Here is a 16689-nt window from a genome sequence, read left to right as displayed (position 1 = left end):
GTTCTCAGGCCGGCAGCCGCACCGTCGCGCGCAGGCCTCCGAGCGGGCTCTCTCCCAGCATGATGTCGCCGCCGTGGGAGCGGGCGACGTCGCGGGCGATGGCGAGGCCGAGACCCGATCCGCCTTCGTCCTGATTGCGCGCTTCGTCCAGGCGCATGAAGGGCTTGAAGACCTCCTCGCGCATCTCGGCCGGAATGCCGGGGCCGTCGTCGTCCACATGCAGGACGAGCCAGCGCGTTTCGTGGTTGGCGGTGATCTCGATCCGGTCGCCGTGCCGGGCCGCGTTCGACACGAGATTGAACAGGAGACGGCGGAAGGCGTCCGGGCGCACGGTGATCATCGGGTCTCCGATGATGTCGAGTTCCGTCACATGGCCCTGCCGTTCCGCATCGGACTGAACCTCTTCGAGGAGCTGCCGCAGATCCGTCGCGACCGCCTGCTCGCCCGCATCGCCGCCGTCGCCCCGCGCGAAGGCGAGATAGCCTTCGAGCATGCGGCTCATTTCGTCCACGTCGCGCTTGAGATCCTCCACCTCCGGCGTCTGGCCCAGGAAGACGAGGGAGAGCTTGAAGCGCGTGAGAATGGTGCGCAGGTCGTGGCTCACGCCGTTCAGCATCGCTGTGCGCTGCTCGATGTTGCGCTCGATGCGCCGCTTCATCTCCAGGAAGGCGTGGCCGGCCTGTCGCACCTCGCGTGCGCCGCGCGGTCGGAACTCGATCTCACGTCCCTTTCCCAGTGCCTCTGCGGCCTCGGCAAGGCGCAGGATCGGCCTGATCTGGTTGCGCAGGAACAGGATCGCGATGCCGAGCAGCACGAAGGACGAGCCGCCCATCCAGACAAGGAAGATATGCGAGTTGGACGCATAGGCCTGGCTGCGCCGCGCCAGAACGCGCATGACGTCGTTCTGATCGAGCTTGATGCGGATCTCCACATAGCTCGACCGGCCGACCGTATCGATCCAGTAAGGACGGTCGATCTGGCGCCGTAATTCGTCGGTCAGGGTTTCGTCGAGAATGTCGAAGAAGGGCTTGGGGCCGGGCGGCGGCAGATCGGTGTTGCGCAGGATGTCCACGTCGAGCTGCAGGCGCTCCGACGCGATGCGGGACAGCGTGCTCGCATCCTTGTCCTGCGGGTAGCTCTCGTAGATGTCGATGAGGGCCGAGATATCCGCCGTCACCGCCGAGGACAGACGCCGCGTGACGAGCTGATAATGTCGCTCCATGAACACGTAGGCGACGACGGATTGCAGCAGGATGACCGGTGCGATGATGATGATGAGCGCGCGGGCATAGAGCCCTTTCGGCAGGAAGCGGCCGAACCAGCGTGCGGCGTGGTCGAGAGGCGAATAGCGCAGGGTCGCTCCGATCTTCATCGGTCGATCACGAGGCGATAACCGATGCCGCGGACGGTCTGGAGGAAGGTCGGGTTGGCGGGATCGATCTCGATCTTGCGCCGCAGCCGGTTGATCTGCACGTCCACCGTGCGCTCGTTGGCCGCGATGCCATTGCCGGACAGCGCCTCGCGCGGAACGTTGTCGCCCGCATGGTTCCCGAGGATGGTCAGGATCTCGCGCTCGCGTTCCGTGATCCGCACCACCTCGTCCCCGCGCCGCAGCTCGCCGCGGTCGAAGCGATACGAGAACGGGCCGAAATGAATGATCTCGGGGGCGTCAGTGCTCGGCCCGCCCGGCACGGGCAGGGCCCGCTTGAGGATGTTGCCGAGACGCAGCAGAAGCTCGCGCGGCTCGAAGGGCTTGGGCAGGTAATCGTCCGCGCCGATTTCGAGGCCCGTCACCCGGTCCGAGGCGTCCGCCCGCGCCGTGAGCATCAGGATCGGCACCTGTGAATGCTCACGCAGGCTGCGCGCGTATTCGAACCCCGTCTCCCCGGGCATCATCACGTCGAGCACGAGGGCGTCGAACACGAAGTTCCCCGCCTTCGCCCGTGCCTCGGCCGCGCTGGCGGCGGCCGTCACCCGATAGCCGTTCTCGGTAAGGAAGCGGGTCAGCAGGTCGCGCAGGCGCCGGTCGTCGTCCACCACGAGCACGTGCGGGGCATGGTCGGGAATGTCGATGCGTGCATCCATCTGGCTTAAAGCTGCTTTGTCGGACCCTGCTTATCAGGTTTTCTCGAGACCGAATACGAGCTGCTTCACATGGGCGCTGTCGTCCGGATCGATGAGGCGCAGAAGATAGCGGCTGACCGTTTCCTTCGCCTCCGGGTCCATGTCCGACAGGGCCCGCATGATGCGGCGGGTCTGCAGCTTGGCGAGTTTCAAGGCCAAATCGTGGCCTTTGCCCGTGGCGAAGAGCAGTCGCTGCCGCCGGTCGGAGGTGCCCATCCGGCTCTCGATGAAATCCTTCTCGATCAGTTCCTTCAGGACCCGGTTGAGGCTCTGCTTCGTGATCCGCAGAATGTCCAGGAGTTCCGCGATCGTCAGGCCCGGTTGCCGGCTGACGAAGTGCAGGACGCGGTGATGGGCCCGGCCGAAACCGTATTCGTCCAGGATCCTGTCGGGATCGCTGACGAAGTCGCGATAGGCGAAGAAGAACAGTTCAATGAGGTCGTAAGCCGGTTGCTCGACCAGAACATCCTTGCCGGATTGCTGAGACTTCAAAGCCGGAATTGCGTCTGGCACCATCCTGTTTCCAATTTTTATGTCAGCCTTGTTGACATATCTCAGGACGATTGTTACTCGTCAAGTCGCTTCGGCGAAATGAATGAAATTGAAATCGCCTGTAAGCAAACCGGAAATTACACGGCCCCGGTTGCCACAAAGGTCGGCATTCAAGGAGAAAACGATGTCCGCGACCCCCTTCGATCAACGTGATGGATGGATCTGGTACGACGGGCAGATCGTACCCTGGAAGGACGCCAAGCTCCACGTGCTTTCGCATGGCCTGCATTACGGATCCTCCGTGTTCGAAGGCGAGCGGGCGTATGGCGGCGAGATCTTCAAGTCGACCGAGCATTCGGAGCGTCTCAAGAAATCGGCCCAGATCCTCGATTTCGAGATCCCCTACACGGTGGCCGAGATCGACGCGGCCAAGCGCCTCGTGCTGGAGAAGAACGGCATGACGGATGCTTATCTGCGCCCCGTCGCCTGGCGCGGCTCGGAAATGATGGGTGTCGCCGCTCAGCACAACAAGATTCACCTCGCCATCGCAGCCTGGGAATGGCCGAGCTATTTCGACCCGGCCCAGAAGATGAAGGGCATCCGCATCGACATGGCGGAGTATCGCCGTCCCGATCCGGCGACCGCCCCTTCGGCCGCGAAGGCCGCGGGTCTCTACATGATCTGCACCATCTCCAAGCATAAGGCTGAGCGGAATGGCTATGCCGATGCGCTCATGCTCGACTGGCAGGGGCGGGTGGCGGAGTGCACCGGCGCCAACGTGTTCTTCATCCGCGACGGTGTCGTTCACACGCCGATCGCCGACTGCTTCCTCGACGGCATCACCCGCCGCACGGTGATCGATCTCGCCAAGCGTCGCGGCTTCGGGGTGGAGGAGCGCCGGATCATGCCGGAGGAACTCCCGAGCTTCAACGAATGCTTCATCACCGGCACGGCCGCGGAAGTAACGCCCGTGTCGGAGATCGGCCCCCACCGCTTCCAGCCGGGCAACATGACCAAGGTGCTGATGGAAGACTACTCGGCCGAGGTGCAGCCCAAGAGCAAGGCGGCTTAAGGCATTCTGCCGCCACGCGCCTAGAGGTGTTTCCACCTCAGTGGAAACACCTCTCTTGTTTGACCGCAATTTTCGACGGTGAACCGGATCCACTTCACCGAGAATGCTCTAAGCCCTCGTTCGACGACCTCGTTCGTCACGGCTCGCGCGGATTTCCTCCCCCTGGAGGGGAGGAGTGCTCCCCACCCCATCCTGACCGTCCCCGATCAAGTCCGGGGAGGTGAGGAAACCCTCAAGTCATGGCCGCACTTGTTGCGGCCATCCACGGCTTCCGTGCCAATACCCTCCGGCCTCATCCTGAGGCGCCACGCCGTGGCGTCGCGAAGGAGGAGCTGGAGGCGCCCTGGACGATCCTTCGAGACGCCGCTGTGCTGCTCCTCAGGAGGAGGGCTCCGGGTGCGAGGCGATGTTATGTTCTCACTTTGTTCTTGACAGGGCGGATAACCTTGGCTATATCGTTGCCCTAGATCTGCTCTGACGAGGGGCGCGCTCGCGAGGCGTCGCAAGAGTGAGAGCAGGCACGGTCCCGCCGCAGGCCTCGCACGCCTGTGGTCGCGGGAGGTCGACCTTGGGGGCTCCCCAGCTGGTCCACCTGAAAAGAACCGTGCGTGACGAGCAGTTCGGCTCTTCCATCAACACACACGAGCGAGCCGGGCTGCCCGACGCGCCACCCTCGAACCCGAAAGGCTCGCAGCGCAAGCTGCGGGCCCAAAGGTGCTGGCTCTTTGACACAAGCATCGGCTCCACCCGCGTCATGACCGGCCCCGGACTTGATCCGGGGATCAGTCCCGGCCACCAACGTCCTGGGAACCGCACCGCTGCCAAGGCGTGGATGCCCATAACTGACCCCGGCTCAGGTTGGGGAGCGGCCAGGACGGTAAGAGTTCTAGAAATCCTCTGCATCGGGAATGCGGTTGAAGGCGATCTTCGCCCCCGCATAGCCGCCGGGGATCGTCACCCATGGTCCCCAGTGGAGGAGGGTCCTGCGGTGGGTGACGTTCAGCCGGTCGGCGATGGTCGACAGATATTCCATCCGGCGCTTGAGCTGCGCCTCCGGCGTGTGGTCGAACAGATCCTCCTCGATCTCGCCCAGCGGCACCAGATCGTGCAGGGCCACATGCACGCTGCGGCTGCGATGCATCTCCTCCCGTTCGGCATGCAGGAACAGGCGGTTCAGCGAGGCCAGCAGGGACGGGTCGTCCCAGGTCGGCCGGAAACGCTCCTCGCCGTACCATCCGGCACTGTTCCTGTCCGTCAGCCAGAGGGCGAGCGCCCGGGCCGAGAAGCCGGCGCGGCGCATCCGGGCCGAGGCCTTGGCAAGGAGCACGCGGGCTGCCGCATAGGCGCCGTTCAGCGAGCGCCAGTCCGCCGGCAGGACGCGCCCATGCCCGAACATCCGTCGCTGCGTCTCGGGGCGCTCCACCGTATGGCCATGGAGTCCCATCCAGAGCCGCTCCCCCTCGACGCTGCCCCAGAGCCGGCGCAGTTCCTTGGGCTGGAGCCGCCACAAGGCCTCCATGTCGGCGATCCCGGCGCGGGCCAGGCGCGCCGCGTTGCCCCGGGCGATGCCGGGAATATCCGTCAGATCGAGGGACAGCAAGCGGCCGGGCAGGTCGTCCGGGTGGAGGGCCACGAGACCGTCGGGCTTTTCCATCTCGGCTGCGATCTTGGCCAGGAGGTCGTTCGGGCCGAGGCCGACCGAACAGGTCAGGGTAGGGCCGATCCCCGTGGCGATGGCCTCCTTGACCCGCTGCCCGATCCGGAGCGCCTGCGGCCACTCGGCGGGGAGGAGCGCGCAGAGCATCTCGTCGATGGAGCAGACCGCCTTCACCGGAACCACGGTTTCGATGGCCCGGATGATCTCCTTGTGCAGCTGCACATAGAGCTCGTGCCGCGCCGTCACGAGAACGAGGCCGGGGCATTGCCTGCGGGCATCGCGCACGAAGGTGCCGCGCTTGATCCCCATGGTCTTCGCCTCCCGGCTGACGGCGATGAGGCCCGTGTGCTCGGAATCGACCGGGATCACCCCGACGGGCCTGCCGCGCAGATGCGGCTGAAGGTGCTGCTCGGCGCTGGCGAAGAAGGAATCGAAGTCGACATAGAGCCGCTCCAGACCGGTCGGTTTGCGCATGCCGCCACCTGCTTGCTGATCAAGAACAGATCAAGAACATAAGCTTGGCGGCGAGTCGAGGCCGGTATCTGTGGATAACGGGGAATAATCGGCCGGGTTAATCCGCCTTTCCTTGAGGAACCAACGCTCTGCAAGAGTGTTCTCGTTTCAGAACAAAATGAGAACAATAGGAGTCCTGAATGTCTTCGCATGATAAAGCGACGAACCACTCCGCGGTTAACCATAAGCCTTCCGCAGAGGCAGATAACCCGAAGGTGCACCCTGATCTTTCCGACAACCAGATCAAGGATCCGGACGAATGGGTTTCCGGCGACGAGCCGATGACCGGCGCCCAGGCGTCCTATTTGAAAACCCTGTCCGAGCAGGCGCACGATCCGAAGGCTTTCGACCCCGATCTCGACAAGGCCGAAGCCTCGAAGCGGATCGACCAGCTGAAGCAGAAGCAGGGGCGTTGAGGTCGGTATGCTGCCGCTGTCATCCCCGCTTTCACAAGGTTGGCGGCGGCGGCGGCCAAAATCGATGGGCCCGACCCTTCCGGAATCCTCCGGGCATCACCACATGATGCCCAAGGAGCATTGTGCTCCAGAGGGATGGAAAACAAAGACGATGATGAAATTCGCTTCTCGCCGCAGTCGGGTGATGGTCGCCTTGGCGGCGGCCTTGGTCCTTGCCGGAAGTGCGGCTGAGGCTCGAGTCGGCGGCCGGAGCAGTTTCGGCTCGCGCGGCGCGCGCACCTACACGCCCCCGCCGGCAACCCGGACGGCCCCTGAAGCGGCGGCCCCGATCCAGCGCTCGCAGATCCCGAACCAGGGCCCGAACATGACCCGGCCCGGCACGCCGGCCCCGAACGTGGCACAGCCTCGCCGCTTCGGATTCGGCACGGGCCTGATGGCCGGCCTGTTCGGCGCGGGCCTGCTCGGCATGCTGTTCGGCCATGGCTTCTTCGGCGGTCTCGGCGGCCTTGCGTCGATCTTCGGTCTCCTGCTCCAGATCGGCCTCGTGGTCCTGCTGGTCTCCTTCGCCATGAAGTGGTTCCGCAGGCGCCAGGAGCCGGCCTATGCCGGCCCTGACCAGGGCTATGCCCGTTCCATGGGCGGCGGCTTGGGGGCCGGTTTGGGCGGCGGTCTCGGCAGTGCCCTGGGCGGCGCCCTCGGCGGTCGGCCTCAGCAGGCTCAGGCCCGTCCGGGCGTTCGCGACGAGATCGGCATCGGCGAGAGCGATTTTGCGGCCTTCGAACGCGGCCTCGTCGAGATGCAGGACGCCTATTCGCGGGAAGACGTCGCGAAGCTCTGGCAGCTCGCCACGCCCGAGATGGCCGGATACATTCAGGAGGAGCTCAACGACAACGCCGCCCGCGGCGTCGTGAACAAGCTCTCCAACGTCCGCCTCAACCAGGGCGACCTTTCGGAAGCCTGGCGTGAGGGCAGCACGGATTACGCCACCGTCGCCATGCGCTTCGGCATCACCGACGTCATGACCGACAGGGCCACAGGCCGTGTGGTGGAAGGCGATCCGAACAAGGTCGAGGAGGCGACGGAGCTCTGGACGTTCCGCCGCGATCAGGGCGGTTCCTGGAAAGTCTCGGCGATCCAGCAGGCCTAAATCCCGATCATAGGAATGCGAAAGCGGCCGGTTCTCACCGGCCGCTTTTTTGTGTCCGGAAAGATGAGACTTATTCTGCCGCCGCACGCCGGCCCGCATGGGAGCCCTCGCGGATTTCCTCGATGATCTTGCTCACGAAGGCATCGAGATCGCCCGGATTGCGGCTGGTGATGAGGCCCTGATCGGTCACGACCGTCTCGTCCCGCCATTGTCCGCCGGCGTTGATCACATCCGTCTTGATCGAATGATAGGACGTGCATTGCTTGCCCTTGATCACGCCGGCCTCGATGAGGAGCCAGGGCGCGTGACAGATGGCCGCGAGAGTTTTTCCGGAGGAGTAGAAGGCTCGGATGATCTCGAGCGCCTTCGGCTCCACGCGCAGCTTATCGGGATTGATCTGCCCACCGGGCAGAACGAGCGCATCGTAATCGGACGGGTTCACGTCTTCGAGGTCCTTGTCGACCGATACGGTCTTGCCCCAATCCGTCTTGTCCCAGCCGTAGATCTTGCCGGACTTCATGCGGGATTTCGGCGCCGCGACTTCGACCGTCGCACCGGCATCGGCGAGCTTTTCCTGCGGGACCGTGAGCTCCGATTCCTCGAAACCATCGGTCGCCATGATGAGGATCTTGGCCTGTTTAATGTCAGGCATCGCATTCTCCATTCGTTGGGGGATCTGTTTGAAAACGGATGGAGGGATAAGGGGTTCCGCTCGCGGGAACCCTGGCGGGACGGGCCTGTTGACCCAGTCACGGCTTTCGAAACAAGGAAGAAGCGATGACCAACCCAGGAGTGCCGACCAACGAACCTGCTCCCGGCGGCAACATCCCGAGCGAGGTTCCGCCGGGCACGATGCCCGACGAGGAGCCGGATATCGGCCCGACCGGGCCGCGCACGCCGTATCCCGTCAACGATCCGGGCATCACCGACCCGAAGGGCCCCGGCTCCGAACCGGATTATCTTCCCGGCAATCCGACGAATCCCGGCACGCGCTTCTGAGCCTGGACATCGGCCGCAGCATGAGCCGGCGGCCACAGGCGCGCCGGTTCAGATCTCGATGATGGCGTAAGGCTTGCCGTTCGGCTTCTCGATATGCTTGGCGACGTTGTAGACCGGCTGACCGCCGGGCGTGCGACCCTCGAAGCGGCCGCGATGAGCATGGCCATGAACGATGGCGCTGACCTTGAAGCGGTCGATGGTTTCCGCCAGCCGGGACGAACCCAGGAACGGATAGATTTCCAAAGGCTCGCTTTCGATCGTCTCCGTGATCGGCGCGTAATGGAGAATGACCATCGAACGCTTCGCGCGCACCTGCCGCATGGCGTTCTCGAGCCGCAGCGTCTCGTTCATGGTCTCGCCGACGAACTGCTTGATGGCCGGCTCGCCGAAGGAGCCGAGCATCCGACGCCCGAAGCCGCCGGCAAAGCCTTTGACGCCGACGAATCCGACACCCTCGATCTCGACGGACTGCCCGTCGAGGACCCGCATTCCGGCATCGCGGAGAATGTGCGTCACCTCCTCGTGAGCGCCGCATTCGTAATCGTGATTGCCGAGCACCCCGACCACGGGAATCGAGCAGGACTTGATGTCCTGCGCCAGAAGTTCGGCTTCCTTCGGCTTGCCGAGATCGGTGAGGTCACCGGCGAGCACGAGGACATCGGCCTCTCTCGAAATTTCGCCGAACAGGTCGCGGTAGGATACCCAGTTGTCTTCGCGAACATGAAGGTCGCCCATGGCCGCGACCTTCATGATTGGCTTTGGTTCGTCACTCATTCCGCCATTCACCTTCGCCGCCGACGTCGGCGAAGCCCCATTGCTTGACATCGATCTCGTAGTCGATGCGGGAGAACATCCGCCCACGGCAGACCTTCATCTGCGGCGGCGGAAGATCGAGCTGCTTGGAAAGTCTGTCGAGGAGCTCGTCCATCACCCAGCGCGGAACCTTGTCGCGCTCCGATGGGTAGATCCAGCGGAAGTTGAGAAGGTGCATGAGCAGCACCTCCCAATGCACTTCCATGTAGGCGAGCAGGGCATGCCAGTCGATCTGGTCATGCGCTTTCAGGATCGTGTGCGCCACGTCCGCGCCGTCATAGCGGTGGCGCAGCTGGATGAAGCATTTCGACCAGACGAGCTCGGTCGGCCCGACAATGCGCACCGGGTTGCCGAAGACTTCGATCTGGCGCGCGCGCTCGAACCACTGGTCGCCGATCGGCATGGTGCCGTTCGACGAGGCGAAGATCACGTCGAAGAAGTACTGGCCCTTGAACACCTTGCCGAGCCAGCGGTCGTCCTCGATCTCGACGGAATAGCCGATGCTCTTGAAATGCGACAGGACGCGGGTGTAGTCGCCGGCCTTGCAGAAGATGTCGAGGTCCTTGGTCGGCCGCGTGATCCCCGTATAGGCCGACAGGGCATAAGTGCCGGCGAGCAGGAAGGGCAGGCCGAGATTGTTCAACTCGCGGAGTGCCTCCGCATAGAAGGCTTCGGATTCTGGGTATTTGAGGGTCGGCTCCGCTTTGGCGTCCATGAGAGGGACGCCATGGTGGATACCTGAAACGAGATCTGGATCGTGAACTGCCATGGCCTTGTCCAAGCGCGGCCGAGAATGCCCCGCGTTCGACAACAGAATGGCCGTAATGAAGTTCCGCGCCGGCCGAGCTAAGGGCCCGAGGGACTGCTCAGGTGCGGATCAAGCTTTCTTGAGCGTCGAGCTGCGCCGCTGCTCGAGCGTTGAGCCGGTCCTTCTTCGCCGGAAAAGGCCTTAATGATCCCCGTGCGAGACCCGAACGTCGCGCGGGCTGTTGAGGATCTCGAGCAGGCTTTGGGCGATGTGACGGGCTTCGTCATCCTTCAGACGCAAAAGGAAGGGCGGCATCATGCCGGCCTGAAGGGCCACGACGGCCATGCCGTGCTCGTCCATGCCGACATCGATGGTCTGGGACGTCACGTCGACCAGTTCCTCCGGCGTGTCGTCGCCGCCTTCCTCGGTGGATTCGCCGATGGCGGAGAGCAGCTGGCTCACGGCCCTGACGAGCGAGCGGGCGGCATGGGGATCCATGACCACGGCGGTCGATTGCTCGCCCTTCTGGAATGCCAGCTGAATGTTGTCGCCTTCGAGCGTGACCGAAATACCTGCCATATGTGTCCTCGTCTTTCCCATCTCCCATATGGGGAGCACCTGTGCCGGGGGAAAGGCTAAGGGCCTTCGTACGACGGATGCGCCTCGCCCCCAAGGGGAGAAGCGCATCCTGGTAAACCGGGCAGGGGCGGTCAGATCCCGCTTTCCGAGGAGCCGCCGGGCCGCCGCCGGGTCGGTGCGGCCCTGCCGGCGCCCGAGGTCTCCACCAAGCCGGTGCTCCCCGCGCCCGCAGCGCCCGCGCCGGACATCATGGAGCCGGCGATGCCCGCATCCGCCGGCTGCTGGACCCGAAGGTTGTTCTGCACGTGAGTGACGCCGGAGACGGACTCGGCCAGATCCTCCGCGTGCCGCTTCTCGAAGCGGCTGTTCACGGTGCCGGTGAGCGTGACCTCGCGGTTCTCCACCCGCACCTCGATCTCCGACGCGTCGATATGGGGATCCTCCGTGAGGCGGTCGTTCACGTCTTCCGTAATGCGGGCATCGGAACGCTGATAGCCCTTCGGCCCACGACCGCGATGCATTCCGGCCTCGCGCATGTCCCGCTCGCGGCGGCGTTCCGCGTCCTCGTCGCCGAACCAGGAGCGGACCTCGTCGCCCGCTCGCTCGAAGAAGCCGCGATCCTCGTTGTAGTCGCGCGAGCCGCGTCCGAAGCTCTCCGAACCGGAACGGTTCCGGCCGTACCGGTCCTGCCCGAACTGATCCGGGTCGCTGCGGCGGTCGGAGCCGAAGACGGGCCGCTCATAGCCTCCGCGATCCTCGCCGACCACGTCGCGCCAGTCGAGGGACGAGCCGCCGCTGCCGTAGCCGGCCGAGTCCCCATAGTCGCGCTCGCGGACCTCGCGCTCGAGGCGCCAGCCTTCATCTTCGCCCCAGCGGGATCCCCGCTCGTATCCTGCGCGCCGGTTGCCGAAACCCCGGCGCGCGATGTAGCCGTCGTCCTCGCGGTCACGCCAGTCGAAATCCTGATTGCCGTAGCGGCGTTCATTGGCCATGGAAGCGCTCCTCGTCATCATGGATCGGGGCCACCCGGAGGGGCCGTCGCGCAACCAACGTGAAGGCCGGGCGAGTGTTCCTGGGCGGGAACGCCGGGGCAGCCGAGGTTTTTTCCACGGCCGTGCTTGAACGGTCGGACCGCAACCCGCATTGACCGGAACAGGATTTTCAGGAGTGTCGAGGTGCATGATGGCGGATCTGTCCGGGTTGAGCGACGAGGCGCTGGCGGTCTTCGCCTTCGCGGCCTATCACGAGCTGTCGAGCGGCCAGCGGGTCCGCAGCGTGGTCCAGAAGGACGGCGTCGGCCACAGGGCCAGCGACGCCGCTGTGGACGAACTCGACGGACGGGGCCTGGTCAAAGCCGACGGGCATGAGATCTCCTTCACCCCGGCCGGCGAGGAGGCCTTGCAGCATATCGTTTCCGGGATCCGCCAGGGCGGTCGAAAGGCCTGATTTTCCAGGTCGGGCCGGTTTATCCCTTAAGGGGACATTGCCTTGTAATTGCCCCAACCGTGCCTTAGGTACAGCCTCATCGACATTTGGCCGGACGACTGGGCTTCCCGCTTTGGCACTGCCGGGCGCACGTTCCTTCTCTCTACCATCTATCGACTAACGGGTGACTGGCCTTTGGCCCACATCCACGTGCAAACGACAGTGAAAGGAATTCCCATGGAACAGGGAACCGTGAAGTGGTACAATGAAACCAAGGGTTATGGTTTCATCCAGCCCGACAACGGCGGCAAGGACGTGTTCGTTCATGCGACCGCTCTCGAGCGGGCCGGCATGCGCGGCTTGCGCGAAGGCCAGAAGATCTCTTACGAGCTTCAGACCGACCAGCGCACCGGCCGCCAGTCTGCAGTGAACCTGCAGAACGCGTAAGGTTTAATGCCGGAGGACGTGCCCCGCACGTCCTCTTGCAGATAGCCGTTCCGGTTCAGGGGCGGCTTTTTTGTTGTTGGAAAGGCTTTGCATGGCAAAGGAAGAACTGATTACCTTCGAAGGGCTTGTGACCGAGATCCTGCCCGACGCACGCTACCGCGTGCAGCTCGACAACGGGCACGAGGTCATCGCCTATACGGCTGGCAAGATGAAGAAGAACCGCATCAAGACCCTCGCCGGAGACCGCGTGACCGTCGAGATGTCGCCCTACGACCTGGAAAAGGGCAGGCTTATCTTCCGTCACAAGGATTCGGGTGCCTCTTCCGGTCCGCGTCCGCCGCAGCGCGGCAACCAGCAGTTCCGGCGCCGCTAAAACGACAGGCGCTCCCGGAGGTGCGCCTGTCGGTGGTAAGCTCTTGGCCTGCCTTGAGGCCCGTCACGCGACCGCGTGCATCACCGAGAGGGTGACGCGGTCCGGGCCGAGATCCTCCTCCATGTCGGTGAAGTGCATCAGCTCGGCGAGGCGGTTGCGGGCGCGGTTGACGCGGCTCTTGATGGTGCCGACCGCGCAGCCGCAGATCTCCGCCGCCTGCTCGTAGGAGAAGCCCGAGGCGCCGACCAGCAGCAGCGCCTCGCGCTGGTCGTGGGGCAGGCGGGCGAGCGCCTTCTGCAGATCCTCGAAATCGAGATGGGGCATCTGGTCCGGCTGGACCGAGAGCGCGGCCGCGTATTTGCCATCCGCATCCTCGACCTCGCGGCGGCGCTTGCGGTATTCGGAATGGAACAGGTTGCGCAGGATGGTGAAGAGCCAGGCCTGCATGTTCGTGCCCGGCTGGAAGCGGTCGATGTTGGCGATCGCCCGCATCAGGGTTTCCTGCACGAGGTCGTCGGCGCGGTCCACGTTGTTCGTGAGCGAGATGGCGAAGGCGCGAAGATTCGGCGTCGCCTTGAGCATGGTGTCGCGCAAATCGATGTCGATACTCATGATTGCTGCTTCTCTCCCTTCACGCCGTCGAGCCGGTTGATGATCTCGATGAAACGGTCTGGCACCGGCTGTTCGCCCAGCGCCAGGGCGTCGTAGAACTGGCGCAGACGCTGGCCGATCTGGGCCTGAACGGAGCGGCTGAGGGCAGGGGAATCGGATGTGTTGAGGCCAGGAACGGGCTCTGGATCGTCGCGGTGCATCACTTTCGGATTCTTCTTCTGCATTGAGTTGTCCTGGTCATCGAGAAGAGCGATCTCCCGCAGGGCCGCGCTGACGGCGGCACCCTTATCGCCGAGGAAGTAACGTCAAGCCGCTCTGATCGTTCCGCGTCCCGGCCTGCCCTTCGGGACTCATCCACAGGCAAAGGCGCGGGAACTTTTTCGCTTACGGTCAAGTTTCCATGAGCGACCGCCGCATCCTCGCGGCGAAAATTTGTGGAGGGAGTATTTCCATGGCACTCAGCACCATTCTGCTCATTCTGATCATCCTGCTGCTCATCGGCGCGGTGCCCGCCTGGCCGTACAGCCGCGGCTGGGGTTACGGCCCGAGCGGCCTTCTCGGCGTGGTCCTGCTCATCCTCATCATCCTGCTGCTGATGGGCCGGATCTAGGGTTAGGCAGGGGCCTGCCCCCCGGCCGACGAGAAGAGACCCTGCGGCGAAGGCCGCAGGGTTTCCTGCGGATGCTGGAATCCGCTCATATGTAGTGATATAGCGGGACAAAAGAATAGGCCCCGCTTGCTGATACGGTTCACCACGCTCAGCCCGCTTTCCTGGATCGCCTCGTCCCTGCATGCCGTAGGGTCTGTCGGCGTGGCGATGCTCGTCCGCTATGCGCTCGATCCCCTGCTGGGCGACGAGCTGCCCTATATCACCCTCTACCCGGCGGTGCTGTTCACGGCCATCGCGGCGGGCGGCTGGGCCGGGATGGGGGCGCTGCTGCTGGGAGCGGCGGCGACCTTCGGGTTCCTCTCCGTCAGCCATGGCCCGGCGCCGTTCTCCGCCCAGACCCTGACGGGGCTCGCCATTTACCTGTTCGGCGGCGCCTTCTCGGTCGTGGCGGCCGCGTCCCTGCGCAGCGCGGCGGCCCGGCTCGAGGTCGCTCAGGAGCGGCTGCTGGCGACGCTCGAGGCGTCCGGAGCCGGGACATGGCGCTGGGATTTCCGCGCCAACGCGATCGACTGGGACCCGGCCCTCGTGCGCCTCTTCGGCCTCGATCCGGCGGAGGCGCCGCGCCAGCGCGGGGATTTCCGCCGCTATGTGCACCCGGACGATCACGAGCATATCGGCCGCGCCATCGACGGGGCGATCGAGAGCGGAGGCACGGTCGATTACGAGTTCCGGGCCATCCTGGCCGACGGTTCCCTGCGCTGGATGTATACCCGCAGCCGCCTGCTGCGGGATACCAAGGGCGGACCGGCCCTCATGGTCGGCGCCTGCCTGGACATTACCGAGCGGAAGCGGGCCCAGGAGCGGCAGATGCTCCTGGTGCAGGAGCTGAACCACCGGGTGAAGAACACCCTCTCGGTCGTGCAGTCGCTGGCGCTCCATACGCGCCGCGGCAGCCGCGACCTCGACGGCTTTCAGGAAACCTTCCAGGCGCGCCTCATGGCTCTGTCGGCCACGCACAACGTCCTGACGCGCGAATTGTGGGAGAGCGCCTCGCTCGAGGATATCCTTCATGCGGAGATGATCCCCTATGGCGGGCTCGACAAGGGCCGCGTGACGGTGGCGGGCGAGCCGATCCGCCTGAAGCCGCAGCAGGCCCTCGGGTTCGGCCTCGCGCTGCACGAGCTGGCCACCAATGCGGCGAAGTACGGCGCGCTCTCGGTGCCGCACGGACGGCTCGACATTTCCTGGCGGGCCGAAATAGACGAGACCGGGCAGAGGCGCCTCGCGGTCGATTGGGTCGAGCAGGGCGGCCCCCCGGTCGAGCCCCCGCAGCGTCTCGGCTTCGGCTCGCGCCTCATCGAGCGCAGCATCCGCGACGAGCTCGGCGGCCTCCTGGACATGCGCTTCCAGCCCGAAGGCCTGCGCTGCTCGCTGAACCTGCCCTTGTAACGACGAGCCGGGAGGCCGGGGACCCGCCGGGGCAGGGCGCCTCCCGCTCGCTCCGGATCCCCCCGCGAGACGCGGCCGCGGCTCTCCGCGGCATCCGGCCGACCGATCGTTTCCCTCTTCGTCATGGTTTTCCCGGACGGGATCCGGTGAAGCGCCACGCCTTTCCCCGGACCTGATCAGGTCCGGGGAGGTGATGACTTAAGAGGAGCCGGCAGCGCATGTCCGGCCGGACACTCCGGATGAGGTGGGCGGACTACGAGCCGGCTTCGGACGCGCGATGCGACCGCCTGCGCGGCCGGCGTCGCATCAGCGCCGGATCCATGACGGTTCGCGCATGGCCCGCTGGCGCTGGTCCCGCCAGAAGGCGCGGTACTCGTCCAGTTCGTAGAGCAGCGCATCGGCGAAGAGGTGGCGCCGCTGCAGGTAGCAGGGCGGCCCGAAGCCGCCCTGGCAGCTTTCGTTCTTCTGGCAGGCGCGCCGGCGGCAGATGCGGTGCATCAGGAACACGTCGGACAGGCGGCGCAGGGTGTCGTCGAAATCGGGCATGGTGAACAGGGGAATATCGTCGTCGTCGATCATGATGGGTTTCCCGGGCGATGGTGATGAAAATCAATGGGATGAAAGAGCCATGGGTTTTCGCGCCCGGGGCCGGTCGGCCCCGGGGCTGAAGGTCAGTCGAGGGAGGGTGCGGTGTGTCGCCCGGCTCGCTGTGAGAGTGAGAGTGGAAGAGCCGGACGGCGCCTCGCACGCGGTTCTTTTCAGGTGGACCAGCTGGGGAGCGCCCAAGGTCGACCTCCCGCGACCACAGGTGTGCGAGACCTGCGGCGGGACCGCCTCCCGCCCCGCACTGGCTGACGCCTCGCGAGCGCGCCCCTCGGCGGGCGGGAATGCGAACGATATAGCCGAGCTTGTCCGCCCTGTCAAGAACAAAGTGAGAACATGCCATCCGCCCGACGATCCCTCCTCGCGTCATGACCGGGCTTGGCCCGGCCGCCTGCGTCTTCAACTTGCTTCAAGACGTGGGGGCCGCAACACGGGCGGCCGTGACGGGGTGAGTGTCATCCCCGGCGAGCCGAAGGCGAGGGAAGCGGATCCATGGCGTTGCGCCTGAACGTGGATTCCCTTCCCGTCCGCTGACGCTCCGGCCGGGAATGACAGCGATGGCGCTGCAATTAATCCAAATGGCCGGATCACGTCCGGGGACGGCCATGAC

The 16689-nt window shown here is 64.9% G+C and carries 21 protein-coding genes; 9 read left to right on the top strand and 12 right to left on the bottom strand.

The features are described from left to right. Positions 1-4 precede the first annotated feature (4 nt). Genes H0S73_RS20420 through H0S73_RS20410 form a run of 3 tightly spaced genes read right to left on the bottom strand, consistent with a single transcriptional unit; the run spans position 5 to position 2640 of the window. Positions 5-1372: an ATP-binding protein gene (locus tag H0S73_RS20420; protein ID WP_181053861.1), complete on the bottom strand. Its 1368-nt coding sequence runs from the start codon at positions 1370-1372 to the stop codon at positions 5-7. Further along, the gene (locus H0S73_RS20415; protein ID WP_181053860.1) at positions 1369-2085 is read right to left on the bottom strand and encodes a response regulator; all 717 of its coding nucleotides are present in this window, start codon (positions 2083-2085) and stop codon (positions 1369-1371) included. The genes H0S73_RS20420 and H0S73_RS20415 overlap by 4 nt, the downstream gene beginning before the upstream one ends. 33 nt (positions 2086-2118) lie before the next feature. Then, positions 2119-2640 (bottom strand): MarR family winged helix-turn-helix transcriptional regulator, encoded by a 522-nt coding sequence (locus H0S73_RS20410; protein ID WP_181053859.1) that lies wholly within the window; start codon positions 2638-2640, stop codon positions 2119-2121. 160 nt (positions 2641-2800) lie between these two features. Here H0S73_RS20410 and H0S73_RS20405 point away from each other — a divergent pair, with 160 nt between their 5' ends. After that, positions 2801-3688, top strand: a complete 888-nt coding sequence (locus H0S73_RS20405) for a branched-chain amino acid aminotransferase (protein WP_181053858.1) — start codon at positions 2801-2803, stop codon at positions 3686-3688. Between the two features lie 886 nt (positions 3689-4574). On the opposite strand, the gene H0S73_RS20400 is transcribed toward H0S73_RS20405, so the two are convergent. Next, on the bottom strand, positions 4575-5819 hold the full coding sequence (locus tag H0S73_RS20400; protein ID WP_181053857.1) for a Y-family DNA polymerase: 1245 nt from the start codon (positions 5817-5819) through the stop codon (positions 4575-4577). 179 nt (positions 5820-5998) lie between these two features. Between H0S73_RS20400 and H0S73_RS20395 the strand changes: the two genes are divergently transcribed. Continuing rightward, positions 5999-6274 carry a DUF3072 domain-containing protein gene (locus H0S73_RS20395; protein ID WP_181053856.1) on the top strand — a complete coding sequence of 92 codons (276 nt, stop codon included), beginning with the start codon at positions 5999-6001 and terminating at the stop codon, positions 6272-6274. 151 nt (positions 6275-6425) lie between these two features. Continuing rightward, complete coding sequence (locus H0S73_RS20390; RefSeq protein ID WP_181053855.1) at positions 6426-7421, top strand: Tim44 domain-containing protein; 996 nt, start codon at positions 6426-6428, stop codon at positions 7419-7421. A 70-nt stretch (positions 7422-7491) separates the two neighbouring features. Here H0S73_RS20390 and H0S73_RS20385 read toward each other — a convergent pair whose 3' ends face one another. Next, positions 7492-8073 (bottom strand): type 1 glutamine amidotransferase domain-containing protein, encoded by a 582-nt coding sequence (locus tag H0S73_RS20385; RefSeq protein WP_181053854.1) that lies wholly within the window; start codon positions 8071-8073, stop codon positions 7492-7494. Positions 8074-8198: 125 nt separating this feature from the next. Here H0S73_RS20385 and H0S73_RS20380 point away from each other — a divergent pair, with 125 nt between their 5' ends. Beyond that, positions 8199-8420, top strand: a complete 222-nt coding sequence (locus H0S73_RS20380; protein WP_181053853.1) for a hypothetical protein — start codon at positions 8199-8201, stop codon at positions 8418-8420. Between the two features lie 48 nt (positions 8421-8468). Here H0S73_RS20380 and H0S73_RS20375 read toward each other — a convergent pair whose 3' ends face one another. From H0S73_RS20375 to H0S73_RS20360, 4 genes are all read right to left on the bottom strand, one after another. Beyond that, positions 8469-9194 (bottom strand): metallophosphoesterase family protein, encoded by a 726-nt coding sequence (locus H0S73_RS20375; RefSeq protein WP_181053852.1) that lies wholly within the window; start codon positions 9192-9194, stop codon positions 8469-8471. After that, on the bottom strand, positions 9187-10002 hold the full coding sequence (locus H0S73_RS20370; protein WP_246389115.1) for a nucleotidyltransferase family protein: 816 nt from the start codon (positions 10000-10002) through the stop codon (positions 9187-9189). Before H0S73_RS20370 ends, H0S73_RS20375 begins: the two co-directional genes overlap by 8 nt. A gap of 180 nt (positions 10003-10182) precedes the next feature. Next, entirely contained in the window at positions 10183-10560 is a 378-nt protein-coding gene (locus H0S73_RS20365) for a hypothetical protein (RefSeq protein WP_181053851.1), read from the bottom strand. 131 nt (positions 10561-10691) lie between these two features. After that, entirely contained in the window at positions 10692-11552 is an 861-nt protein-coding gene (locus H0S73_RS20360) for a BON domain-containing protein (protein WP_202049839.1), read from the bottom strand. A gap of 187 nt (positions 11553-11739) precedes the next feature. Between H0S73_RS20360 and H0S73_RS20355 the strand changes: the two genes are divergently transcribed. From H0S73_RS20355 to infA, 3 genes are all read left to right on the top strand, one after another. After that, the gene (locus H0S73_RS20355; RefSeq protein ID WP_181053850.1) at positions 11740-12006 is read left to right on the top strand and encodes a hypothetical protein; all 267 of its coding nucleotides are present in this window, start codon (positions 11740-11742) and stop codon (positions 12004-12006) included. Between the two features lie 216 nt (positions 12007-12222). Continuing rightward, positions 12223-12432 carry a cold-shock protein gene (locus H0S73_RS20350; protein WP_009494616.1) on the top strand — a complete coding sequence of 70 codons (210 nt, stop codon included), beginning with the start codon at positions 12223-12225 and terminating at the stop codon, positions 12430-12432. A gap of 91 nt (positions 12433-12523) precedes the next feature. Beyond that, positions 12524-12805 (top strand): translation initiation factor IF-1, encoded by a 282-nt coding sequence (infA, locus tag H0S73_RS20345; protein WP_009494617.1) that lies wholly within the window; start codon positions 12524-12526, stop codon positions 12803-12805. Between the two features lie 63 nt (positions 12806-12868). Here infA and H0S73_RS20340 read toward each other — a convergent pair whose 3' ends face one another. Both H0S73_RS20340 and H0S73_RS20335 read right to left on the bottom strand, forming a co-directional pair. After that, the gene (locus H0S73_RS20340; protein ID WP_181053849.1) at positions 12869-13417 is read right to left on the bottom strand and encodes a sigma-70 family RNA polymerase sigma factor; all 549 of its coding nucleotides are present in this window, start codon (positions 13415-13417) and stop codon (positions 12869-12871) included. Beyond that, positions 13414-13641, bottom strand: coding sequence for a NepR family anti-sigma factor (locus H0S73_RS20335; RefSeq protein WP_181053848.1), 228 nt, complete (start codon positions 13639-13641; stop codon positions 13414-13416). Before H0S73_RS20335 ends, H0S73_RS20340 begins: the two co-directional genes overlap by 4 nt. Positions 13642-13868: 227 nt before the next feature. On the opposite strand from H0S73_RS20335, the gene H0S73_RS20330 reads away from it, so the two are divergent. Both H0S73_RS20330 and H0S73_RS20325 read left to right on the top strand, forming a co-directional pair. Beyond that, positions 13869-14027 (top strand): DUF3309 family protein, encoded by a 159-nt coding sequence (locus H0S73_RS20330; protein ID WP_009494620.1) that lies wholly within the window; start codon positions 13869-13871, stop codon positions 14025-14027. Positions 14028-14153: 126 nt separating this feature from the next. After that, on the top strand, positions 14154-15476 hold the full coding sequence (locus H0S73_RS20325) for a sensor histidine kinase (protein ID WP_181053847.1): 1323 nt from the start codon (positions 14154-14156) through the stop codon (positions 15474-15476). A 306-nt stretch (positions 15477-15782) separates the two neighbouring features. Here H0S73_RS20325 and H0S73_RS20320 read toward each other — a convergent pair whose 3' ends face one another. After that, positions 15783-16055, bottom strand: a complete 273-nt coding sequence (locus H0S73_RS20320; protein ID WP_181053846.1) for a hypothetical protein — start codon at positions 16053-16055, stop codon at positions 15783-15785. Between the last annotated feature and the right edge of the window lie 634 nt (positions 16056-16689).

The sequence above is a fragment of the Microvirga mediterraneensis genome (assembly GCF_013520865.1).
Classification (GTDB): Bacteria; Pseudomonadota; Alphaproteobacteria; order Rhizobiales; family Beijerinckiaceae; genus Microvirga; species Microvirga mediterraneensis.
The sequence above is the reverse complement of the archived record's forward strand: the minus strand, read 5'-3'. Positions and strand labels throughout refer to the sequence as shown.